The organism is Aliiglaciecola sp. NS0011-25 (assembly GCF_040370605.1).
Taxonomy (GTDB): domain Bacteria; phylum Pseudomonadota; class Gammaproteobacteria; order Enterobacterales; family Alteromonadaceae; genus Aliiglaciecola; species Aliiglaciecola lipolytica_A.
Genome location: NZ_BAABWR010000001.1, coordinates 50,659 through 72,208, shown reverse-complemented (window position 1 = coordinate 72,208; position 21,550 = coordinate 50,659). Strand labels below are relative to the sequence as shown.

The window sequence follows — 21,550 nt, the reverse complement described above, 5'->3', positions numbered from 1 at the left end:
GTAATTTTGCCTGTTTTTTTAAATTGCTACAAGCAATGAGGTAATTGGTATGGAACTTCAGGGTGTAAATACATCTGGAACTACCGGTGCGTCCCTTGAAACAAAAGCCTTGCAACTCGCGAAATCAAATCAAGAGACACAAGGCCAGGCGACGCTTCAGTTGTTGGAATCAGCGGCTGACGTACCAAAAGTTTCTTCAAATCCTGCACTTGGGTCGAACGTAAATACATTCGCCTAATTAAGGATGAAGATGTAAGTCTAGAGGTGTCTTGCCAGGTTGTCCGCCAATTTCTCTAACGAGTTTTGGGACAAGAAATCCTGGCAAGCGCTTTATCATTTCAGCCATGATTTCCCTTGCCTGATTTTCGCTCACATCAAAATGCGAAGCACCTTTTACTTTATCTAGCATGTGCAGATAATAGGGCATCACCCCTGCTTCAAATAGGCGTTCACTTAACCCTATTTGACTCTCCGCAGTGTCATTCACCCCTGCGAGCAAAACGGATTGATTCAGCAGTGTTACCTGTTTTTCCCGGAGTATATTTAATTTTGCAATCAAATTTGAGTCTATTTCATTAGCATGGTTAACATGCAGTACCATAATTACTTTTAAACGAGACTGTGAAATCCAACTGGTCAATTGAGAGTCTATTCTATTGGGAATCACCACGGGTAAGCGTGTGTGTAATCTTAGTCGTGTAATATGGGGAATTTGTTCAATTTGATTGGTAAGCCAAGCCAAAAAGTCATCTTTAGCCATTAACGGATCACCACCGGAGTATATAATTTCATTTAATTTTGAATCTTGCGCAATATAATCCAAGGCTTCCAACCATCCTTGTTTATTTAAACTATTTTGCTGATATGGAAAATGCCGGCGAAAACAATAACGACAATTGACTGCACAGCCACCACGCACCATCAGCAGAGCTCTGGTTTGATATTTGTGTAGTATCCCTTGCTGTGGCGTTTCTTGCTCTTGCAACGGATCCACAGTGTATCTGGGGTCTTCAAGGAATTCCTCATATAATGGGAAGACCTGCTTAAACAACGGATCTTGGGGATCTCCTTTGCTCATTAAACGAGCAAAGTGTTGTGGGACACGCATGGGAAAAAGTGATCTAGCCTTAATATTTTCGATCTGTTTTTCCACTGGAATATCAAGATATTCCAGCAGTTTTTGCGGATCATTAAAACTAGTTGCCAGTTCTTTTTGCCAGTTACTCTCTACAGAGATGGATTTTTTAGGTATTATCAGCGCCAAACGAGTACTCAATCGATTAATTTAGAGGATTTATGGCTAATTACAGCACAAATGAATTCAAAGCGGGCTTAAAGATAATGCTCGACGGCGAACCTTGCAACGTTCTTGAGAACGAATATGTTAAACCAGGTAAAGGTCAGGCCTTTAACCGCGTTAAAATTCGTAAACTTATTTCCGGTAAAGTGTTAGAAAAAACATTCAGATCCGGTGATAGCGTCGAAGGTGCAGACGTAATGGACACGGAACTTACGTATTTGTATAACGATGGCGAATTCTATCATTTTATGAACAACGAAACTTTCGAACAGATTGCCGCTGACGAAAAAGCAGTTGGTGAAAATGTGAAATGGCTAGTCGAGAACGACAATTGCACAATCACCTTGTGGAATGGTAGCCCAATTGTTGTTACGCCTCCAAACTTCGTTGAACTAGAGATCACAGAAACTGATCCTGGTTTGAAAGGTGATACTGCAGGTACAGGTGGTAAACCAGCCACTTTGGTCACCGGTGCAGTCGTTAGGGTACCTTTGTTTGTACAAACTGGCGAAGTGATAAAAGTTGACACTCGCAGCGGTGAATACGTTTCACGGGCTCAAAAGTAGTCTACCTTTCTAGAGCCCAATCTCAATTGGGCTCGCAATTTATCTGGTTTTTATGAATTCATCAGTTAACTGGCGACCAACCGCGTCTATTCAAACTTTGAAAAAACGGGCTGAGATTAACGCTCAGATCCGCCAATTTTTTGCACAACGTGATGTATTAGAGGTGGAAACGCCTGCGTTAGCCCACGCCGGTGTCACTGATATACATTTGCACGCATTTAACACTCAATTCAATAGCCCTCTGAACCCAGAACCCGCAAATTTATTTTTGCAGACATCCCCAGAATTTGCCATGAAACGACTTTTGTGTGCAGGTAGCGGCTGTATATTTCAATTGTGTAAATCTTTCCGCAATGAAGAGGCTGGCAAGCAGCATAATCCAGAATTTACCATGTTAGAGTGGTATCGAGTGGGTTTTAACCATTTGCAGTTAATCGACGAAGTCGATGCGCTATTACAACTCGTACTCAAAACAGAACCACTTGACAGGTTAAGCTATCAGCAGGCGTTTCTTACATACTGTGATATCGATCCCTTGACCTGCAGTTTAGCGGAGTTAAAACGCAAAGCAGAATATTTTGGCTTTGCTAATATCGCCCAAGTAGAGAATTCGAAAGATGTGTTGTTGCAACTGCTTTGTAGCCAAGTTGTCGAACCTAAAATTGGATGTTTAAGACCTGTGGCATTAACCCAGTTTCCCGCATCACAAGCTGCATTAGCGCGGTTGAATAAAGATGATCCACGAGTTGCTGAGCGTTTTGAAATTTATTTCAAAGGATTAGAACTTGCCAATGGCTACCATGAACTGGCCGATGTGAAGGAGCAACAAACACGATTTGAACGGGACAATCAAGCTCGTATACAAAATGGATTAGGAAAGATTTCTTTAGACCCGCACTTTATGGCTGCTATGGAAAGTGGTTTACCTGATTGTTCAGGCGTCGCGCTGGGAGTTGATAGGCTAATTATGCTTGCGTGTGAGCTCAATAATATTGAACAGGTAATGAGTTTTTCCATTAATAACGCCTGATTCAGGAATCTGAACTTATATTTAGTGGTTTGGATCGACAAAATACGTGGTATGCCATCCAATTTTTGTTAAACTAGAAGTGATGGATTTTTAATCGACGCACTAACAAGTATTGCTTTGTTTGTTCTCCAATAAAATGAAGTACACATAGGTTTCGATTTTACGAGTGGATTGATGTCACGACTTTTTCCCAAACCAAAACCTGCTTTTCTGGCAGATTATTTGGTTCACAGTAATTCCAATAACATTCAGTATGCCATTTACTTTTCTTGTTTGGCATCTGTGGTTTTCGGTATTCAATTATTAAATCACCTTCGCCTTGGTGGTGATATGCTCTTTGCCGCCAACATGCCATATACCCTGTTATATATGGTTTCTTTTGTTTTCGCAGCGTGTAATGTTTTGATGTTACGCAAGTTAAAAGCACTCCCTAGGTTGTCATCATTTGTCAACGCCATTGAAATTCTGTTTACTGTGTTTTTTGCCAGTGTAGGTGTTTTCTGGTCGCTACTGAGTGTCAATGATGGACATGGCATAGCGCCCTTTATTGTTATCATGATGCTACTGTGCTTTTCGCTGCAAGGGCACCTAAGTTATTTGTTGAGCATTCTCGGTTTTGCCTTTCTAGGGCTTATTATCGGATTGCTTGTATCTAGTCTAAGCCGTGATATTTGGTTCGATATAAGTCTCGGTTTTAGCAGTACGCTAGTGTGTTTTGCAGTAGCTCATTTAATTGAAAAAAGTAGATTGAAAAGCTTTGAAGAGATTTCTAAATTAAGCAGTACAAACCGGCAATTACGCACCCTTACTCAACAGGATCATCTGACTAAATTGCTTAATCGCAGAGCCATTGATAGCGCGCTAAAAAGGGAAATGGCCAGAAGTGAACGTTTTGATCATCCGTTGTCTCTGTTAATGATTGATGTGGATAACTTTAAACAAATTAATGATGGGTTTGGTCATGTTTTTGGTGACCAGATACTTATAGATATCTCAAGAAGCATCAAAAAACACGTCCGTGATGTTGATTATGTAGGAAGAATGGGGGGCGACGAATTTTTGGTTATCTTGATAGAAACTAACCCAAACAATGCGTTGCAAATTGCAGATAGAATGCGTAACGAAGTGCGATCGATAAATAACCAAATATTAGAGTGTAATATTTCAATCAGTGTAGGTCTTACGGCTATGCAGGGGGAGAGTGTTGTCGCCTTGCTGGAAAAAGCCGACAAAGCACTGTATTTAGCTAAAAAAGCCGGTAAAAATAAAGTCCGTAGTGTTTTCTCGCAAACCAATGAAATGACTAATTTATGAATTGTAAAGGTACCCTAGTTGCGCAGACTGAACGTTTAAATATACGCAAAGTCACTTTAGCAGAAGCTTTCTTTATTTTAGAATTAGTGAATGACCCAGATTGGATTCGGCACATCGGTGACCGCAACATTCACAATCAAGCCGATGCCCGCGAATTCATTGAAAATGGCCCTTTTGTGTCTTATCAGCAAAATGGCTACGGTTTGTACGTATTCTGTGATAATCGAAAAAACCGGCCTATGGGAATTTGCGGTATGTTAAAAAGACCCTTCCTAGACCACCCTAACATTGGCTATGCAATTTTGCCCGCGTTTAGGCGCAGAGGCTTGACACTAGAAGCTTGTAACGGTGTATTACAAGCCGATTGTAAACGCTTAGGCTTAAAAACCGTGCACGCTATGATTTCAGCAGAAAATACACAGTCAATCAATCTAATTGAACGCTTGGGTTTTAAGTACACCAAGATCGTTCAACACCAAGCAGAAGACACTATGCTGTTTACCTATTCAAAATAGCGCTTAACTCTAAATTTGAATAACTACAGTGGTGGTAAAATTGTCACTTTGTTTAATATTACCGGTTCTATTGGTACATCGGCCCAACCTATAATGGCGTCATATTGGGTTTCTACCTGAGAAATAGCATCTAAAATATCTGTGCCTTCAGTGACATAACCAAATACGGCATACCCCCACTTCCTACCAGGATCTAAGCTCTCATTGTCACTGAGATTAAAATAAAATTGACGATTTGCCGAGTGAGGATCATTCGAACGCGCCATAGCTATGGTATAGGTTTGATTTTTTAGACCGTTTCCAGCTTCGTTATAAATATCTGGAAACTTGGACAAATCTTTGAAGTCTTTATCATAACCTCCACCTTGCACAACAAAGTCGGCGATGACTCTGTGAAAGATAGTCCCTTCAAAGCTGCGTTTATCCACGTAGCGTAAAAAATTGTTCACTGTGATGGGGGCTCTAGATCTATCAAGCTCAACGACAAAGTCGCCCATGGTCGTATGCATCATCACTCTTGGGTAATAATTATCAGGTTGAATTTGTGAACCATCGTCTTTGGGTTTTGCGTGGGATAAAAACGTGACTAAGATGAATGTCAGCGTTAACAAACAGTTTTTCATGATAATTACTCTCTACTTCAACGAAGATAAAATACTAAATTTTTTGTCACTTGAAATAACATTATAGCCACCAAATAAGCGCTTTAATTTTTGCGGATATTCTAAATGCCTATTGCCGATTATCCGTAACTCACCACCCTTTTTGAGTTTTAAGTGCGCCTCTTCAAACATTTGGGTCGCAATGTGATCAGTAATGGTATTCAGTTGATGAAACGGTGGATTACAAATTACCATATCAATTTGTGTTTGATTTTCCAATTGTTCAAGGCAGTTGCTAACGATAAAACGTGCTCGGTGCATCTGTGTCGGCAAGTTATTTTGCACATTGAGTTTAGCTGATGCGACAGCCATGTATGATTCATCTATAAAAATGACTTCTGCATTGTCATATCGTTTTAATATGCATAAGCCTAAAACGCCGTTTCCACAACCCAAATCAACTACGGTTTTAGCTGTACAATCCGGTAAATTATCAATTAATAAACGAGCGCCAATATCAATTTGTTGACGAGCAAACACATTTGCATGATTGTTAATGGTAAAAGGTTCTTGGTCCATTTTCCAAACAGTAGGATAGGGTGACGGCTTTTGCTGTAATCCAAGATTAGGTTCACAAAAGACTAAGCGAGCCTTTTTCTTAGCTAAGGATGTATGAGTTTTTCCGAGGTACTTTTCAAACAGTGATAAGGTCGATTTTTGTATCATCTTAGCTTTAGCTGCAGCCACTATTTTAGTATTTGCTGAAACCACGCTTTGTAACTGAATTAACTGATGTTCTAGCAGCGCTAGCGTTTTGGGTATTTTGATGATTACCCAGTCTGGCTGTTGCGGCATTTGCGCTAAACTATCAATATAGGTGATCTGGGTATTGTCTAAGTTATTTAGACTAATATTTTGTTTACATGCCATCTGGGAAACTAGAGAATCACTCACATGGTGAATGTTGGCGTAGTGCAACCAGCAGCTTAGCGCGCCAAAATCATCATTCAGGATAACAATATTGGTTTGATCGATATTGTCTTGGTTTTGTTGAATATGATCGAGGATCAATTCGTCTGCGGCATCCCATGCTTGCCAACTAGGGTGAGTAAATCGCTTTGGATAGCGGTATAATTGCAGGGACTTTCCTAAAAAGTTAAAGCTAGTGTTCATTTCAGCAGGATTCACGTGAGTTATATGCAACAGGATTTATTTTCATCCCACCAAGCAGGCCTTACTCAAATGCCGATGAAAGATGCAGATGTGCATTATCAGGCAGATTTTTTGGAGCAGGACACTGCCACTGAATTGTATCAGAAATTACAGACTAAATTAGCTTGGCAACAAGATTCAATTCAAATCTATGGACGAACGGTGGCGATTCCGCGTTTACAGGCATGGTACGGAGATCAAGAGGCTACTTATCAGTATTCAGGTTTGAGTATGCAACCTAATCCTTGGATCAGCGAGTTGCAACAGCTTAAAAAGACTTTAGAGCAAGTTTGTGAAACCCATTTCAATTCTGTTTTGGCAAATTGGTATCGCAACGGGCAAGACAGCATGGGTTGGCATGCCGATAACGAAATAGAACTAGGTAGACAACCGATTATTGCCTCATTAACTTTAGGTCAAACTCGTGATTTCGATTTTAAACATATGCAAAGCGGTCAGAAAGTGAGATTTCCACTGCACAATGGCAGTTTGTTAATAATGGCTGGAAATACCCAACAATTTTGGCAACACAGCCTTCCTAAACGCAGTCAATTAATGGCAGGACGCATAAATCTGACATTTCGCAAGATATTTCAACAAATTTAGTCGTTATAAGAATAGCCGAGTCATCGACCGGAAATTATATCTATCAGACTCAATCACTTAGTCGAAAACATGAAAAAATAGTTTCTTAATTTTTCCCGAACAGGCTAAATTTATAGTTAGACACACAGAGGGACCACATCATGAATATCCAAAATAATATTGAAAAGAAGTTGCTGTCGCATTTCAATCCAGCACATTTGGAGGTTATCAACGAAAGCTTTATGCACAATGTACCTAATGGCGCTGAAACCCACTTTAAAGTGGTTTTGGTCACGCCTGAATTTGCTGGTAAGCGTTTAATTAATCGCCACAGAGCGGTAAACGCAGTCCTTAAAGAAGAGCTTGCGGAGCAAATACACGCTTTGGCGTTACATACTTACACTGGTGAAGAGTGGCAGAGTTTGTACGGTAACTCCCCCGATTCACCTAATTGTTTAGGCGGCTCGAAACAAGCGGCATCTTAATCTGAGATAACTTAAGGAGTGTCTCTTAATTATAGGAGCGCTCCATTTTCTAAAATTATGGATTACTTCAGCTTTGCTGCTGTTGATAGTATCTCCTAGCCAGTTGAATCTGCTCACAGATAACCTGAACTTCATCCAATACTCGTGTCGTCATTCGATATAGCCTGTCTGCATCAGGGCGAAATACAAAATCGTTTTTTACCGCCGGCAAAAAATCAAATTTCTGCCAATCATAAAGTCTACTTGCTAATTGTTTATTTGCTTTAGGTTGAATAATAACCTGCGGCATTTTACTAATTACTTGCTCTAGCGACACGGAAGGGTAGTCATTCGATAAATCAGCAAAGATGTTTTGTGCGCCGCAAATATTTAAGTGTTGCTGTGGCCATGCATTTCCCGCAATGGTTTGTAGTGGCGCTGACCATATTTCGAAAAAGACTGAAATTGGAATTTGATTGGCATATTGCTCGCGCAATTTTTTCAAGCCCATTACATAGGTGTCGGCTCGCAACCGGGCTACCGTTTGTCTACCCGTCATTTCGCCAAACATGAGGAGTTCTTTAGCGACATCTTCTAATTTTTTGGGGTCAGAATAAATAACGGGAATGCCAAACTGTTCTAGTCTGGCTAAATCTTCCAGTGGGTTTCCACTTCTCCAAGCAATCACGATATCGGCTTTCAACTTCAATATTTTTTCGATTTGCAAACGACTATGATCACCCACTCTGGGCAGTGTTTTAGCTTGCTCTGGATAGTCGGCATATGAACCAGTAGCTATTATTTGCTTGCCAGCACCTATGTCAAATAGCAGCTCTACAATATGTGGTGCCAAGGCTATTATTTTTAAATTTTGTTTATCCGTTTGTAATGACTGCTCAGTGCCTTGCGACGCTAAACAAATCGAAGTAGAGAGTAGGGCGCAGGCTAAGGCAAAGAGCCCATTAATAAACCTGACTTTGATGATTTGAAAAGACAACTTTAACGTCCTCGGTTTTTTTGTAGGGCAAATAAGAAAAATAGGCTGCCAATTGCGGAGGTGATAATCCCAATGGGGATTTCTTGGTTGTCGACTATCACTCTGGCGACAACATCGACCCAAATTAAAAAACTACCGCCAACTAGTACACAGCCAATTATTAAATTTCGGCTAGTTACCCCAAACCAACCTCGGACAATATGCGGGATCATTAATCCAACAAAACCAATTCCGCCGCAATAGGCCACTATGCATGAGGTGAGTGCTGCGCAAATGACTAAAACCATTAGACGCAATGAGTCTACTTTAATTCCTAATGTTTGCGCATTTTCATCACCTAACAACATTGCGTCTATGTGACGACCGAAAAGCCACAATAAAACAACACTAATAGTGACGATGGGGAGCATAATCCACACGAACCACATTTGTGCATTGGCTAAACTTCCGAGTAACCAAAAAATGACTTTATTGGCAGCAAAGGGCTCAGCCATGAATAATAAAAAATGACTTAAAGCGCTTAGCATAAACGAAACGGCCACACCGGCTAAGAGTAGATGCTCGGTGCGATTTCCAAATAATTTACGGGATAGTATCTGAACAATAGTGACAGCTAGAAAAGCCCCTAAAAAGGCAGCTAAAGGCAATGCATAAGTAAAGGGGATTTGCGCTAGAAAAGCAAAAGTTGAAGAGTATGAAGCTAAGCTACCATTGAATAGTAGGGTTGCAATACTTGCTCCTAACCCCGCTCCTGAAACCACTCCGAATAAATAGGGATCCGCCAATGGATTGCGATAGACATTTTGTAATGTTGCCCCGGCGACAGCTAAACCTGCTCCAACTAAAAAACCAACAAGCACGCGAGGTAGTCGAACTTGCCAAAATATAACGTCATCAACCTTAGCTGGGCAATTATTTAGCACACATTGAAATACGGTGAGCACATCAAGGTCTGCTGCGCCAAAAAACAATCCACAGAAAATACTCAGTAAGCTGAGGCTGGTAAGAATCCCCCATTTACTCTTAGACATCGACTGAGCCTCTATTCTTCTCATAATCGTCAAAATCAATATCAGGAGGATAAAACTCGATTCTTATTTTATTCGCACCTGGCTTTTCAATAATTTGACAGGGGGTTTTGAAAACCTGCTGCAATCGCTGTTGGGTCAACACATCTTTAGGATAGCCAAAGGCTAATAACTGACCTTGAGCTAAAAGCGCGATTTTGTCACAGTAATCGGCCGCGTGATTTAAGTCGTGCAGGCTCATGACTATAGTGACTTTGTTTTGTTTCGCTATTTTGCGCAATAAGGATAATATTTGATGTTCATAATACACATCTAAGTGGTTTATCGGCTCATCTAACACAAACAGTCCTGCACCTTGAACTAACGCTCTGGCAATTTGCCCTCGCTGTTGTTCTCCCCCCGACAACGAACTAAATAGTTGATGACTTTTTTCCCTTAAACCAACCTGTGCGATTGCTTCAGTAACCCTTGCTTTTTGTTCTGAGGATACCTTGGAAAATATAGATTGATGAGGAAGTAAGCCCATACTAACTATTTGTTCAAGGTTTAGGTTGAAAACACTAGCATTGAATTGATTCACTACTGCTATTTGTTTAGCTCGGGTAATTGCGGAAAGGTTTTCGAGCGCTTTTGAGTGCCAAAATACCTGTTGCTCAGAAGGATATTGACCAGAAATTAATTTTAGTAATGTGGTTTTACCCGCACCGTTTGGCCCTACCACAGCAATTAGCGCTCCCTCTTCTACCTGAAACCCAATATCAGATAATATTTGCGTATCAGCAATATAGTAATTGAGCTTATTTAGTTTGAGCATTGGTGTGACAGTCTTTTCCATTTTGTTTTATCGAAGTGATGTTAAGCGATGTAACAACCTATTCGATGTTTAAAATTATTGGTATTTAGGGAAATCGCAACGAAATGATTATGCAAGTCGATCGTGTATTCCCGCACGCTAGAAAAAAGGTATAAGTAAAGATTAGGCTGGTATCTGACTCTCAATCGGCAAGAATGCCAATTAATTACAGTTGCGGGTACAGTTTTGGATTTACACCAAATTCCCATTTTGTTTTCACTGGGGCGCAGGAAATAAAACTACCCTGTGCGTAACTTGGAGTGAAAAACCGAATCTATTATATAGCCAAAATATAGCAATCTTTGTCCTTGTGCCCTAGCGTTATTTGCTAAAAAAACGTTTAATATCGTACAAATAGAATAATAAGACAGGTATATGGGAATGTTTAACGCCGCTTCGCTATCGCGGACCATTGACGTTATTAACGATAATATATGCAAATTAGTTAGCTGGTTTACTTTGTTTATGGCGTTAATCACATTGCTTATCGTGATATTAAGGTATGGCTTCGATATTGGCTGGATTGCGATGCAAGAATCTGTAATGTATTTGCACGCTTGTGTGTTTTTGTTAGGTAGTGCCCATACGTTGCGGGTTAATGAGCACGTCAGAGTCGACATATTTTACAGTCGATTCGATACTGTTAAAAAAGCTAAAATAGATACTTTTGGTACATTATTTTTTATGCTGCCGGTTAACTTATTTATTTTTATTATTTGTTGGGATTACGTGGCATCTTCTTGGAATATTATGGAAGACTCACAAGCAGCTGGTGGCTTACCAGCGGTGTTTCTACTCAAAACCTTCATACTTTTATTTGCCGCGCTCATGGTTTTGCAGGGAATTTCAGAATTAATTCGCAATATCAGCGTTTGTTTAAATCACCCTAAAAACGTGATTACTGAGGATAAATAATGGAATACCTCTCTCTGATCATGTTCTTAGTTGTTTGTTGCACGTTATTACTGGGTTATCCAGTGGCATATACGTTAGCTGGAACCGCTTTAATTTTTGCGGGTGTGGGTGCATTATTTGGTGTTTTTGATACCGCTTATTTGCAAGCTGTACCTAGCCGACTTTATGGCATAGTGACAAATCAAACTTTAATCGCCGTGCCCCTGTTTGTTTTTATGGGGATCATGTTAGAAAAATCCAAAGTCGCTGAAAATTTATTAATTGCCATGGGTCAAGTATTTGGACGGTTGAACTCCGGTTTGGCAATTTCAGTGGTGTTGGTTGGTATGTTACTGGCCGCGAGCACCGGTATTGTAGGCGCTACAGTGGTCACTATGGGCCTGTTGTCACTACCGACAATGTTGAAACAAGGATATTCTCCTTCATTTGCCACCGGAGCAATTTGTGCCACAGGCACATTAGGGCAGATTATACCGCCTTCCATCGCGCTGGTTTTGTTAGGTGATGTGTTATCTAGTGCGTTTCAACAGGCACAGCTTAATATGGGGATATTTTCACCTGAGTCTGTATCGGTAGGGGATTTGTTTGTTGGAGCCTTAGTACCCGGTATGATTTTAGTGGCGATGTACCTGCTATACGTGGTGGTGTTTGCCAATAGACACATCGATAAAACGGTCCGAAACGAACAACGAGAAACACAAGCTGAGGTCAGTCTTGCAGGCGCTTTATTGCCACCTTTGATCTTAATATTTGTGGTGCTAGGGTCTATTTTAGGTGGCTTCGCAACACCCACTGAAGCTGCTGGGGTTGGAGCTGCTGGAGCTCTGGTACTGGGTTTGGCCAAGAAACAGTTTAGTTTAGAAAAATTGAAAGAAGTGATGTTGGGTACTACTCGTGTCACTGCGATGGTCTTTTTGATTCTTATTGGTGCTTCGATATTTTCATTGGTTTTCCGGGGCTTTGGTGGTGAAGAGTTGATTGAACACTTCTTTGAACAGCTCCCCGGTGGTGCTTTTAGTGCGGTTTTACTGGTCATGGTTGTTATCTTTTTACTCGGATTTATTCTTGATTTTATTGAAATTACTTTTGTTGTAGTGCCAATAGTCGCGCCGGTTCTACTGGCTATGGGGGTAGATCCAATCTGGCTCGGTATTATGATTGCCGTCAATTTGCAAACTTCGTTTCTGACACCGCCTTTCGGATTTGCTCTGTTTTACTTGCGAGGTGTAGCGCCAGCAAATGTTCAGACCACTCAAATATACAAAGGCGTGATACCCTTTATAATTATTCAATTACTATTATTAATAGGCTTGGCTATTTGGCCGGATCTGGTAACGTGGCTGCCTTCGATTTTGTGACCCCTATGGATTCAATTAAATGAAAACCTTTAAGTTTGTATCTTTATTTTTTTCGATTGCTCTTCTTGCTTCCTGTGGTGGCAAGTCATCGTCCGATTCTAATGCCACTGAATCGCAACAAACCTATCAGTGGAAACTGGTTACTTCGTGGCCGAAGAACTTTCCAGGTTTAGGAAGAGCCCCAGAGACATTTGCTAAACAAGTAGAGCGCATGTCTAACGGCCGCTTAAAAATTAAAGTGTTTGGCGCAGGTCAAATGGTCCCTGGATTTGAAGTCTTTGATACTGTTTCTAGTGGTGCCGCTGAAATGGGCCATTCAGGATCATATTATTGGAAGGGGAAAGCCCCAGCGGCACAAATATTTACCGCTATTCCGTTTGGCATGAATGCCACTGAGTTTAATGCTTGGCTGCACTACGGTGGCGGCATAGAAATGTGGCGTGAATTATATGCCCCATTTAATTTAATCCCCTTTGCAGGTGGCAATACCGGCGTACAAACTGCGGGTTGGTTTAAAAAAGAAATTAATAGCGTTGAAGATTTGCAAGGCTTAAAAATGCGGATTCCAGGGCTGGGAGCTGAAGTTCTTAAAAAATTGGGTGGTATCCCTGTGGCGTTAACTGGAGGGGAATTATTCACTTCATTGCAATCTGGTGCCATTGACGCAACTGAATGGGTTGGGCCTTACAACGATTTATCTTTTGGTTTATACAAAGCCGCGAAATATTATTATCACTCTGGCTGGCATGAACCTGGCGCTAGTTTAGAGTTCATTGTTAATAAAAGTGCCTATGAAGCTTTGCCTGATGATTTACAGGCCATTATCGAGGTGGCTACAAGAGCTGTGAATCAAGACATGTGGGATGAGTATACCGCGGCTAATAATGATGCCGTTCAAGCGCTTGTTGAAACCCATGGTGTTGACATGCGCCCTCTTCCTAAAGATGTTATTGCTGCTTTACATGCTGCTAGTATTGAAGTCATGCAAGAACAATCCGCTGCGGATCCTACGTTTGCTAAAATTTACGCGTCTTATCAAAAGTTCCAAGAAGGCGTATCTAAGTATCACCAAATTTCTGAGATGGAATACTATATTAATCGACAACAAAAAAAATAAACTAGCTGTTCAGATTTGTTGTTGTTGCAATGGCTATTACAATAGGCCTTTATAGTGTAAAAGCTATTCTGAAACCTATTGAAAATTTTTTTTATAATGCGGTTTTAATAGATGACTGGCTGTTTAAAATGTTCGGTAAAATTTTTGAGGAAAATAGACTATGGTAATTAAGCCCAAGGTACGCGGCTTTATCTGCACTAACGCCCACCCAGTAGGTTGCGCTGCAAGTGTTGAAGAACAAATCGAGTATGTTAAAAGTCAGGGAGATTTAGGAGATGGTCCCAAAAACGTTTTAGTTTTGGGGTGCTCAACAGGTTACGGCCTTGCGTCTCGAATCGTATCTACTTTTGGTTATGGGGCAAAAACCCTTGGTGTTTGTTTTGAAAAGCCACCTTCGGAAAGAAAAACGGCGACGGCCGGCTGGTACAATACTGCTGCATTTCATCAGCAAGCAAAAGACGCTGGTATTTATGCGAAAACCATAAACGGTGATGCATTTTCCAATGAAATCAAACAACAAGTGATTGAAACTCTTAAAGCCGACATAGGTAAGGTTGATTTGGTTATTTATAGTTTGGCTTCTCCTCGCAGAACCGACCCAGAAACTGGTGAAGTGTATAAGTCTACTCTTAAGCCTGTTGGACAAAACTATAAAACCAAAACCTATGACACCGACAAAGATTTGATCCACGAAATTGAATTAGAAGCGGCCAATGAGGAAGAGATTGCCAATACCATTAAAGTCATGGGTGGTGAAGATTGGGAGCTATGGTTGAACGCTCTAGCTGATGCTGATTTGTTGGCGGATAACTGCAAAACAACAGCCTATACCTATATAGGTAAAGAGTTAACTTGGCCAATATATGGTCAAGCGACTATCGGTAAAGCTAAAGAAGATCTTGATCGTGCCGCGAGTGAAATTATTAAGCAGCATAGCGACAAAAATGTTTCGGCTTATGTCTCTTCTTTGAAAGCATTGGTTACTCAAGCAAGTTCAGCGATTCCAGTAATGCCTTTGTATATATCGTTAATTTACAAAGTCATGAAACAAGAAGGAACCCATGAAGGTTGTATTGAACAAATCACTGGTTTATTCCAACAAAAACTGCTGGTAGATTCTCCTGAAACTGACGAAGCCAATCGACTTCGTATGGATGGCAAAGAAACCAACGAAGCTACTCAGGCTGTTATCAAAGGTTTGTGGGATAAAGTCACACAAGATAACTTCCATGAACTAAGTGATTACGCAGGTTATCACCACGAGTTCTTGAAATTGTTTGGTTTTGATATTGACGGTGTCGATTACGAACAGGATATCAATCCATTAGTAGAATGGTAGATAGCCTTTAGAACTATTTCTAATGTTATTCAAAACCCTAATTGTCGCTCGCGCATTAGGGTTTTTTAACAATTTAGTTACTTGTTAAAAAGGTGAGTGCTGTGCATAATTTGCACTATATTTAGAAAATCCCTAAATATTATGCGGAAAATCCTTATTTAGCCGTAAATAGCGTAGCGTAAACAGCTGGAATAATGCTAAAATTCCAGAGTTTACTGGCATGAGTTTCTTTAATTAGTTCATAAGTGACTCAATTGCTCAATCATTCTCTTGCGAGGTGTGGACCAATACGGATTTTATTTCTGTGTTCACCTGGTTAAGGATTCACACTCAACAAAAGACAAAAATAGTTGATAAGTAAGATCACCTTTGAGTTTTCAAGCGAAACTGCGGATGTCACCATTCTTCGCATTATTTAGCCAGAATTCAAAATTGATATTTCTTTCACTTTAATTTTATTTTTACAAGACTGCGGTTGCATATGATAAAAATCAAGCAAGGGTTAGACCTTCCTATTCAGGGGGCTCCTAACCAAACAATTCAAAACGGCCCGAACGTCACTCGCGTGGCTGTCTTGGGGGAAGAATATGTTGGCATGCGTCCTACCATGTTTGTTCAGGTAGACGATGTTGTAAAGAAAGGTCAGGCTCTTTTTGAAGACAAAAAGAATCCTGGTGTTCTCTTTACTGCGCCAGCAGCGGGCAAGGTAGTTGAAATTAATCGTGGAGCAAAACGTGTTTTGCAATCTGTGGTTATTGAATTAGCTGGTGACGAGCAAGAAACCTTCGACAAATATGACGCTGGACAATTGAGTTCAGTAGCACGTGAAAAAGTTGAAGAGAATTTGGTTAAGTCAGGCTTGTGGGTTGCATTCAAAACGCGTCCATACAGTAAAGTGCCTGCACTGGGAAGTGAGCCAAAATCAATTTTTGTTACCGCAATGGATACCAACCCATTGGCCGCCGATCCGCAAGTAGTAATTGCTCAACGCAAAACTGATTTTGAAAACGGTTTAGCGGTATTGAAGCAACTTACCTCTGGCTCAGTATTCGTCTGTAAGGCTCCTGGCGCTGATATTCCTACTGGTTCAACTCCGGTTGAAGTAGAAGAGTTTGCTGGTCCACATCCTGCAGGTTTAGCTGGTACTCATATCCATTTCTTGGATGCAGTGGGTGCAAGTAAAACCGTTTGGTCGATTAACTATCAAGATGTCATGGCATTTGGTGCCTTGTTTACTTCTGGTGAGTTGAATAACCAACGCGTGGTTGCTTTAGGCGGCCCTGCGGCGAAAAATCCTCGTTTGGTGAATACTATCCTTGGTGCTGACATTGAACAGTTAACTGCTGGTGAAACAGTGGGTGATGATGTTCGAGTGATTTCAGGTTCAGTGCTTATGGGAACGCATGCTCATGGCGTTCACGGTTTCTTAGGCCGTTATCACACGCAAATTTCATTATTAGCTGAAGGCCGTGAGAAAAAATTCTTAGGTTGGTTAGCGCCAGGCAGTGACATGCATTCTGTTACTCGTGCCTATCTAGCGCATTTATCACCTAAAAAACTATTTAATATGACAACGTCTACCAATGGCTCAGACCGTTCCATGGTACCTATTGGTAATTACGAGCGCATTATGCCGCTGGATATTTTACCAACTTTGTTGCTTCGTGACATCATTTCTGGTGATACCGACAGTGCGCAAACACTGGGCTGTTTGGAGCTTGACGAAGAAGATTTGGCGTTGTGTACGTATGTTTGTCCGGGTAAATACAACTACGGACCTATTCTACGTGACTGTCTCACCACCATTGAGAAAGAGGGTTAGGTCATGGGATTAAAAGCCTATTTAGAAAAAATAGAACCGAATTTCGAAGCCGGTGGTAAATATGAAAAGTTTTATGCGCTTTACGAAGCAGCAGCGACTATTTTTTACACGCCAGGTAAAGTAAACAAAGCATCTACTCACGTACGTGACAGCATAGATCTTAAACGCATCATGATCATGGTATGGATGGCTACTTTTCCAGCTATGTTTTACGGTATGTACAACGTTGGTGCTCAAGCTCATGAAGCATTGTTACTTGGTGCTGGCACCTTGCCTGATATTTGGCAAGCGAATTTGTTTAGCGCATTAGGTGGGCAAATTGGTGTTGAAGGTACAGGCTGGTTAGGCATGATGTCCTACGGTGCGTGTTTCTTTCTTCCTATCTATGCCACTGTATTTATTGTTGGTGGATTCTGGGAAGTGTTATTCGCTTCTGTGCGTAAACATGAAATAAACGAAGGGTTCTTTGTTACCTCAGTGTTGTTTGCATTGACCCTACCGGCAACGATTCCATTATGGCAAGTTGCTTTAGGTATTACTTTCGGTGTTGTTATTGCCAAAGAAGTCTTTGGTGGTACAGGTCGTAACTTCTTAAACCCAGCGTTGTCTGGTCGTGCCTTCTTATACTTTGCATATCCTGGGCAAATATCCGGCGACCAAATTTGGGTTGCAGCTGACGGTTACTCTGGCGCAACTTGGTTGAGCAAAGCTGCGTCTGGCGAGATGGACTATACCAACATGGACCTTTGGTGGAACTCGTTCTTCGGCAATATTCCAGGTTCGGTCGGTGAAGTATCGACGCTAGCCATCATGCTTGGTGGTCTATTTATTATTTATATGCGCATTGCCTCATGGCGAATCGTTCTGGGTGTTCTGTTAGGTGTTGCTTTCTTTGCATCTCTATTGAACTTTGTAGACAGTAGCACTAACCCAATGTTCGCGATGCCGTGGTACTGGCATATGGTAACTGGTGGATTAGCGTTTGGTATGTTCTTTATGGCAACAGACCCAGTTTCAGCTTCTTTCACTAATAAAGCTAAATGGGCATATGGTTTCTTAATCGGGTTTATGACAGTGATGATTCGTGTACTTAACCCTGCATTCCCTGAGGGTGTGATGCTAGCCATATTATTTGCAAATTTATGGGCGCCACTATTCGATTATTTCGTGGCTCAAAGTAACATTAAGCGGAGGGTTGCTCGTGTCGGATAAGAAAAAAGAAACCTTAGGCAGAACTATCGGTGTTGTAGTCGCTGTATGTCTAGTCTGCTCAGTTGTTGTTTCTGGCGCAGCCGTAGGCTTGCGAGAAATGCAACAAACAAACGCTGCCAATGATAAGCGTAGTAATATTCTTCAAGCTGCTGGACTTGAAACAACAGCAGAATGTGACGTTCCTTGTACTTTTAATAAGTTTGTTACTGAACGTTATGTTGATTTAGCAACGGGTAAATATGTTGAAGTTGAAGAAGACTTCGATATGTATAAAGCGGCTAAAGAAGAAAAGTACAGTGTTAAAGTCGAAAACAGCAACGTCGGTTTCCAACGTCGCTCTAGCGTCGCCAGTGTTTATTTGATTGAAAATGAAGCCAATCAAGTCACTCGCATCGTTTTACCTGTTCATGGTTCTGGATTGTGGGATTTGATGTATGGTTTCCTTGCGATTGATGCTGATGGCAACACCGTTCGTGAATTGGTCTACTATCAACAAAAAGAAACACCAGGATTAGGCGGTGAAGTACAAAACCCTAGCTGGAAAGCGAAGTGGGACGGTAAAAAACTGTATAAAGATGGTGATGTGGCAATTCAGGTTAAGAAAAATGCAGGATCTGGCAACGACTACGCTGTTGATGCACTATCCGGGGCAACCTTAACCAGTAACGGTGTGCAGAACACATTGACATATTGGTTGGGTGAGAATGGTTTCGGACCATACCTCAAAAATCAGACTTGGAAATCATAGGGCGAAGCACAATGGCTGAAACTAAAGAAATGAAAAAGGTGCTGTTCGGACCCATTCTGGACAACAACCCCATCGCATTGCAAGTGTTAGGTGTTTGTTCTGCACTTGCTATTACTACTAAATTAGAAACTGCATTGGTTATGGCTTTAGCCCTGACCTCAGTAACGGCATTTTCTAATTTGTTTATCTCTCTAATTCGTAAGCAGATTCCTTCTAGCGTTCGGATTATTATTCAAATGACAATCATTGCATCTTTGGTAATCGTTGTTGACCAAATCCTAAAGGCGGTCGCGTACGATATTGCTAAAGAATTATCGGTATTTGTTGGTTTGATTATTACTAACTGTATCGTAATGGGGCGTGCAGAAGCCTACGCAATGAAGAGTCCACCTTTCATGAGCTTCCTTGACGGTATTGGAAATGGCTTAGGCTATTCTTTAGTACTTATTATTATCGGTACAATTAAAGAATTGTTTGGTTTTGGTACCATTCTCGGTTTCCCAATTTTACCGCTAGTACAAAATGGTGGCTGGTATCAAGGTAATGGTCTATTAATTCTACCTTTCAGTTCTTTCATTTTGATCGGTGGATTAATTTGGTTTATTCGTACCATTCGTCCTGAACAAGTCGAACCTAAGGAGTAAGACATGGAACATTATTTAAGCCTTTTTGTTAAGTCTGTCTTCATTGAAAACATGGCATTGTCATTGTTCTTAGGTATGTGTACTTTCTTAGCAGTATCTAAAAAAGTAAAAACTGCTATGGGACTTGGTGTTGCGGTTATCGTGGTGTTGGGTATTTCAGTACCTGTAAACCAAGTAATTTACGTAAACATTCTTGCTCCTGGCGCACTTGCTTGGGCTGGTTTCCCTGATGCAGATTTGAGTTTCTTAAACTTCTTAACCTTTATCGGTGTTATCGCAGCATTAGTTCAGATTCTAGAAATGAGTTTGGATAAGTTTTTCCCAGCGCTATATAACGCGTTAGGTATTTTCTTACCGCTAATTACCGTTAACTGCGCCATCTTTGGTGGTGTAGCTTTCGCCGTACAACGTGAATATAACTTCACTGAAAGTGTGGTTTACGGTATCGGTAGTGGTGCAGGTTGGGCAATCGCGATTACCCTACTAGCGGCAGTACGTGAAAAATTAAAATATGCTGATATGCCTGAAGGCATACGTGGATTAGGCTCTGTGTTTATGATTGCAGGTCTTATGGCATTGGGTTTCCAGTCGTTCACTGGCGTAGCCCTTTAAGCGAAGACACTAAGGAGTATTTGTAAATGAATCCAAATGAAATTTACCTTGGTGTAGGTATGTTTATTGCCATTGTATTGGCACTCGTACTTATCATCATGTTCGCAAAGTCTAAGCTTGTACCATCAGGCGACGTGACTATCACTATCAATGGCGATCCTGATAAAGCCATTACGGCTTCACCTGGCGGCAAGTTGCTTGGCGCTTTGGCTGATTCAGGTATTTTCGTATCATCTGCGTGTGGCGGTGGTGGCTCTTGTGGCCAATGCCGTGTTGATATTAAGTCTGGTGGTGGCGAGATTCTGCCTACTGAACTGGATCACATAAGTAAACGTGAAGCGAAAGAAGGTTGCCGTCTATCTTGTCAAGTTGCGATTAAACAAGACATGGATATTGAATTACCAGAAGAAGTCTTTGGGATCAAAAAATGGGATTGCGAAGTTATTTCTAACGATAACAAAGCAACCTTCATCAAAGAACTTAAATTGGCTGTGCCAGATGGTGAAAGTGTTCCTTTCCGTGCCGGTGGTTATATTCAAATTGAAGCTCCACCTCATCACGTTAAGTACAAAGATTACGACATTCCTGACGAGTACAAGCCTGATTGGGAACGTTTCGGTTTCTTTAATATCGAATCTAAAGTAGACGAAGAAACTATACGTGCATATTCAATGGCTAATTACCCAGAAGAAGAAGGGATAATCATGCTGAATGTGCGTATTGCTACGCCTCCACCGAACAATCTAAGCTTGCCTGCGGGTAAAATGTCTTCTTATATTTGGAGTTTGAAAGAAGGCGATAAAGCCACTATTTCTGGTCCATTTGGTGAATTCTTCGCTAAAGACACACAAGCTGAAATGGTCTTTGTGGGTGGTGGTGCAGGTATGGCGCCAATGCGTTCTCATATTTTTGACCAATTGCGTCGACTTAAGACTGACCGTAAAATTACCTTTTGGTATGGTGCTCGTTCGCTACGTGAAATGTTTTATGTTGAAGATTTTGATATGCTTCAAGCAGAAAACGAAAACTTTAAATGGCACGTTGCCTTGTCTGACCCTCAACCAGAAGACAATTGGGAAGGTGATACTGGATTTATCCACAACGTATTGTTGGAAAACTATTTGAAAGATCATCCAGCGCCGGAAGATTGTGAGTTCTACATGTGTGGGCCTCCTATGATGAATGCTGCAGTCATCAATATGCTTAAAGAATTAGGCGTTGAAGACGAAAACATCATGTTAGATGACTTCGGTGGCTAATATCTAAATGGAAAGTTGTAAAGAGGGACATTTATGTCCCTTTTTTTTGTGAGCATTA

General features: G+C 41.0%; 23 protein-coding genes and 1 riboswitch. Of the genes, 17 read left to right on the top strand and 6 right to left on the bottom strand.

Features of this window, described 5'->3' with window-relative positions; translation table 11 throughout:
• Positions 1-49 precede the first annotated feature (49 nt).
• Positions 50-238, top strand: coding sequence for a hypothetical protein (locus tag ABWV72_RS00360; protein ID WP_216048970.1), 189 nt, complete (start codon positions 50-52; stop codon positions 236-238).
• Here ABWV72_RS00360 and epmB read toward each other — a convergent pair whose 3' ends face one another.
• On the bottom strand, positions 239-1,264 hold the full coding sequence (gene epmB / locus ABWV72_RS00355) for an EF-P beta-lysylation protein EpmB (protein WP_353368300.1): 1,026 nt from the start codon (positions 1,262-1,264) through the stop codon (positions 239-241).
• A gap of 32 nt (positions 1,265-1,296) precedes the next feature.
• Here epmB and efp point away from each other — a divergent pair, with 32 nt between their 5' ends.
• The 4 genes from efp to ABWV72_RS00335 all read left to right on the top strand — a co-directional run bounded on the left by efp (position 1,297) and on the right by ABWV72_RS00335 (position 4,725).
• On the top strand, positions 1,297-1,866 hold the full coding sequence (gene efp, locus ABWV72_RS00350; protein ID WP_216048968.1) for an elongation factor P: 570 nt from the start codon (positions 1,297-1,299) through the stop codon (positions 1,864-1,866).
• A 52-nt stretch (positions 1,867-1,918) separates the two neighbouring features.
• The gene (gene epmA / locus ABWV72_RS00345) at positions 1,919-2,896 is read left to right on the top strand and encodes an elongation factor P--(R)-beta-lysine ligase (RefSeq protein ID WP_353368299.1); all 978 of its coding nucleotides are present in this window, start codon (positions 1,919-1,921) and stop codon (positions 2,894-2,896) included.
• Positions 2,897-3,070: 174 nt separating this feature from the next.
• Positions 3,071-4,210 carry a GGDEF domain-containing protein gene (locus tag ABWV72_RS00340; protein WP_353368298.1) on the top strand — a complete coding sequence of 380 codons (1,140 nt, stop codon included), beginning with the start codon at positions 3,071-3,073 and terminating at the stop codon, positions 4,208-4,210.
• Positions 4,207-4,725 carry a GNAT family N-acetyltransferase gene (locus tag ABWV72_RS00335; protein ID WP_353368297.1) on the top strand — a complete coding sequence of 173 codons (519 nt, stop codon included), beginning with the start codon at positions 4,207-4,209 and terminating at the stop codon, positions 4,723-4,725. Before ABWV72_RS00340 ends, ABWV72_RS00335 begins: the two co-directional genes overlap by 4 nt.
• A 23-nt stretch (positions 4,726-4,748) precedes the next feature.
• On the opposite strand, the gene ABWV72_RS00330 is transcribed toward ABWV72_RS00335, so the two are convergent.
• Positions 4,749-5,348 carry a peptidylprolyl isomerase gene (locus ABWV72_RS00330; protein ID WP_216048964.1) on the bottom strand — a complete coding sequence of 200 codons (600 nt, stop codon included), beginning with the start codon at positions 5,346-5,348 and terminating at the stop codon, positions 4,749-4,751.
• Positions 5,349-5,360: 12 nt separating this feature from the next.
• Positions 5,361-6,500, bottom strand: coding sequence for a methyltransferase (locus tag ABWV72_RS00325; protein ID WP_353368296.1), 1,140 nt, complete (start codon positions 6,498-6,500; stop codon positions 5,361-5,363).
• A 24-nt stretch (positions 6,501-6,524) separates the two neighbouring features.
• On the opposite strand from ABWV72_RS00325, the gene ABWV72_RS00320 reads away from it, so the two are divergent.
• The gene (locus ABWV72_RS00320) at positions 6,525-7,145 is read left to right on the top strand and encodes an alpha-ketoglutarate-dependent dioxygenase AlkB family protein (protein WP_216049205.1); all 621 of its coding nucleotides are present in this window, start codon (positions 6,525-6,527) and stop codon (positions 7,143-7,145) included.
• Positions 7,146-7,285: 140 nt separating this feature from the next.
• Positions 7,286-7,609 (top strand): BolA family protein, encoded by a 324-nt coding sequence (locus ABWV72_RS00315; RefSeq protein ID WP_216048962.1) that lies wholly within the window; start codon positions 7,286-7,288, stop codon positions 7,607-7,609.
• A 67-nt stretch (positions 7,610-7,676) separates the two neighbouring features.
• Here ABWV72_RS00315 and ABWV72_RS00310 read toward each other — a convergent pair whose 3' ends face one another.
• From ABWV72_RS00310 to ABWV72_RS00300, 3 genes are read right to left on the bottom strand one after another with little or no spacing between them, the layout of a single operon-like run.
• On the bottom strand, positions 7,677-8,585 hold the full coding sequence (locus ABWV72_RS00310; RefSeq protein WP_353368295.1) for a cobalamin-binding protein: 909 nt from the start codon (positions 8,583-8,585) through the stop codon (positions 7,677-7,679).
• A 2-nt stretch (positions 8,586-8,587) separates the two neighbouring features.
• On the bottom strand, positions 8,588-9,616 hold the full coding sequence (locus ABWV72_RS00305) for a FecCD family ABC transporter permease (RefSeq protein WP_303499165.1): 1,029 nt from the start codon (positions 9,614-9,616) through the stop codon (positions 8,588-8,590).
• Positions 9,609-10,448, bottom strand: a complete 840-nt coding sequence (locus ABWV72_RS00300; RefSeq protein WP_353368294.1) for an ABC transporter ATP-binding protein — start codon at positions 10,446-10,448, stop codon at positions 9,609-9,611. Before ABWV72_RS00300 ends, ABWV72_RS00305 begins: the two co-directional genes overlap by 8 nt.
• Positions 10,449-10,575: 127 nt before the next feature.
• Positions 10,576-10,728, bottom strand: a riboswitch (cobalamin riboswitch).
• A 113-nt stretch (positions 10,729-10,841) separates the two neighbouring features.
• Between ABWV72_RS00300 and ABWV72_RS00295 the strand changes: the two genes are divergently transcribed.
• From ABWV72_RS00295 to nqrF, 10 genes are all read left to right on the top strand, one after another.
• Positions 10,842-11,381, top strand: a complete 540-nt coding sequence (locus ABWV72_RS00295; protein WP_342805271.1) for a TRAP transporter small permease subunit — start codon at positions 10,842-10,844, stop codon at positions 11,379-11,381.
• Positions 11,381-12,739 carry a TRAP transporter large permease gene (locus ABWV72_RS00290; protein ID WP_342805270.1) on the top strand — a complete coding sequence of 453 codons (1,359 nt, stop codon included), beginning with the start codon at positions 11,381-11,383 and terminating at the stop codon, positions 12,737-12,739. Before ABWV72_RS00295 ends, ABWV72_RS00290 begins: the two co-directional genes overlap by 1 nt.
• Positions 12,740-12,758: 19 nt before the next feature.
• Positions 12,759-13,856 (top strand): TRAP transporter substrate-binding protein, encoded by a 1,098-nt coding sequence (locus ABWV72_RS00285; protein ID WP_216048959.1) that lies wholly within the window; start codon positions 12,759-12,761, stop codon positions 13,854-13,856.
• Positions 13,857-14,016: 160 nt separating this feature from the next.
• Complete coding sequence (gene fabV / locus ABWV72_RS00280) at positions 14,017-15,195, top strand: enoyl-ACP reductase FabV (RefSeq protein ID WP_216048958.1); 1,179 nt, start codon at positions 14,017-14,019, stop codon at positions 15,193-15,195.
• 481 nt (positions 15,196-15,676) lie between these two features.
• Positions 15,677-17,017, top strand: coding sequence for a Na(+)-translocating NADH-quinone reductase subunit A (locus ABWV72_RS00275; protein WP_216048957.1), 1,341 nt, complete (start codon positions 15,677-15,679; stop codon positions 17,015-17,017).
• Between the two features lie 3 nt (positions 17,018-17,020).
• On the top strand, positions 17,021-18,229 hold the full coding sequence (locus tag ABWV72_RS00270; RefSeq protein ID WP_216048956.1) for an NADH:ubiquinone reductase (Na(+)-transporting) subunit B: 1,209 nt from the start codon (positions 17,021-17,023) through the stop codon (positions 18,227-18,229).
• Positions 18,219-18,977 carry a Na(+)-translocating NADH-quinone reductase subunit C gene (locus ABWV72_RS00265; protein ID WP_216048955.1) on the top strand — a complete coding sequence of 253 codons (759 nt, stop codon included), beginning with the start codon at positions 18,219-18,221 and terminating at the stop codon, positions 18,975-18,977. The genes ABWV72_RS00270 and ABWV72_RS00265 overlap by 11 nt, the downstream gene beginning before the upstream one ends.
• Positions 18,978-18,988: 11 nt before the next feature.
• Complete coding sequence (locus tag ABWV72_RS00260) at positions 18,989-19,621, top strand: NADH:ubiquinone reductase (Na(+)-transporting) subunit D (protein ID WP_216048954.1); 633 nt, start codon at positions 18,989-18,991, stop codon at positions 19,619-19,621.
• A gap of 3 nt (positions 19,622-19,624) precedes the next feature.
• Positions 19,625-20,233, top strand: a complete 609-nt coding sequence (nqrE, locus tag ABWV72_RS00255) for an NADH:ubiquinone reductase (Na(+)-transporting) subunit E (RefSeq protein ID WP_216048953.1) — start codon at positions 19,625-19,627, stop codon at positions 20,231-20,233.
• 26 nt (positions 20,234-20,259) lie between these two features.
• Positions 20,260-21,492 (top strand): NADH:ubiquinone reductase (Na(+)-transporting) subunit F, encoded by a 1,233-nt coding sequence (gene nqrF, locus ABWV72_RS00250; protein WP_216048952.1) that lies wholly within the window; start codon positions 20,260-20,262, stop codon positions 21,490-21,492.
• Positions 21,493-21,550 lie beyond the last annotated feature (58 nt).

Excerpts from the sequence above, each read along its gene's own strand:
- ABWV72_RS00360 (WP_216048970.1), top strand. The coding sequence starts at position 50 with ATGGAACTTCAGGGTGTAAATACATCTGGAACTACCGGTGCGTCCCTT.
- efp (WP_216048968.1), top strand. The coding sequence starts at position 1,297 with ATGGCTAATTACAGCACAAATGAATTCAAAGCGGGCTTAAAGATAATG.
- epmA (WP_353368299.1), top strand. The coding sequence starts at position 1,919 with ATGAATTCATCAGTTAACTGGCGACCAACCGCGTCTATTCAAACTTTG.
- ABWV72_RS00340 (WP_353368298.1), top strand. The coding sequence starts at position 3,071 with ATGTCACGACTTTTTCCCAAACCAAAACCTGCTTTTCTGGCAGATTAT.
- ABWV72_RS00335 (WP_353368297.1), top strand. The coding sequence starts at position 4,207 with ATGAATTGTAAAGGTACCCTAGTTGCGCAGACTGAACGTTTAAATATA.
- ABWV72_RS00330 (WP_216048964.1), bottom strand. The coding sequence starts at position 5,348 with ATGAAAAACTGTTTGTTAACGCTGACATTCATCTTAGTCACGTTTTTA.
- ABWV72_RS00325 (WP_353368296.1), bottom strand. The coding sequence starts at position 6,500 with ATGAACACTAGCTTTAACTTTTTAGGAAAGTCCCTGCAATTATACCGC.
- ABWV72_RS00320 (WP_216049205.1), top strand. The coding sequence starts at position 6,525 with ATGCAACAGGATTTATTTTCATCCCACCAAGCAGGCCTTACTCAAATG.
- ABWV72_RS00315 (WP_216048962.1), top strand. The coding sequence starts at position 7,286 with ATGAATATCCAAAATAATATTGAAAAGAAGTTGCTGTCGCATTTCAAT.
- ABWV72_RS00305 (WP_303499165.1), bottom strand. The coding sequence starts at position 9,616 with ATGTCTAAGAGTAAATGGGGGATTCTTACCAGCCTCAGCTTACTGAGT.
- ABWV72_RS00300 (WP_353368294.1), bottom strand. The coding sequence starts at position 10,448 with ATGGAAAAGACTGTCACACCAATGCTCAAACTAAATAAGCTCAATTAC.
- ABWV72_RS00295 (WP_342805271.1), top strand. The coding sequence starts at position 10,842 with ATGGGAATGTTTAACGCCGCTTCGCTATCGCGGACCATTGACGTTATT.
- ABWV72_RS00290 (WP_342805270.1), top strand. The coding sequence starts at position 11,381 with ATGGAATACCTCTCTCTGATCATGTTCTTAGTTGTTTGTTGCACGTTA.
- ABWV72_RS00285 (WP_216048959.1), top strand. The coding sequence starts at position 12,759 with ATGAAAACCTTTAAGTTTGTATCTTTATTTTTTTCGATTGCTCTTCTT.
- fabV (WP_216048958.1), top strand. The coding sequence starts at position 14,017 with ATGGTAATTAAGCCCAAGGTACGCGGCTTTATCTGCACTAACGCCCAC.
- ABWV72_RS00275 (WP_216048957.1), top strand. The coding sequence starts at position 15,677 with ATGATAAAAATCAAGCAAGGGTTAGACCTTCCTATTCAGGGGGCTCCT.
- ABWV72_RS00270 (WP_216048956.1), top strand. The coding sequence starts at position 17,021 with ATGGGATTAAAAGCCTATTTAGAAAAAATAGAACCGAATTTCGAAGCC.
- ABWV72_RS00260 (WP_216048954.1), top strand. The coding sequence starts at position 18,989 with ATGGCTGAAACTAAAGAAATGAAAAAGGTGCTGTTCGGACCCATTCTG.
- nqrE (WP_216048953.1), top strand. The coding sequence starts at position 19,625 with ATGGAACATTATTTAAGCCTTTTTGTTAAGTCTGTCTTCATTGAAAAC.
- nqrF (WP_216048952.1), top strand. The coding sequence starts at position 20,260 with ATGAATCCAAATGAAATTTACCTTGGTGTAGGTATGTTTATTGCCATT.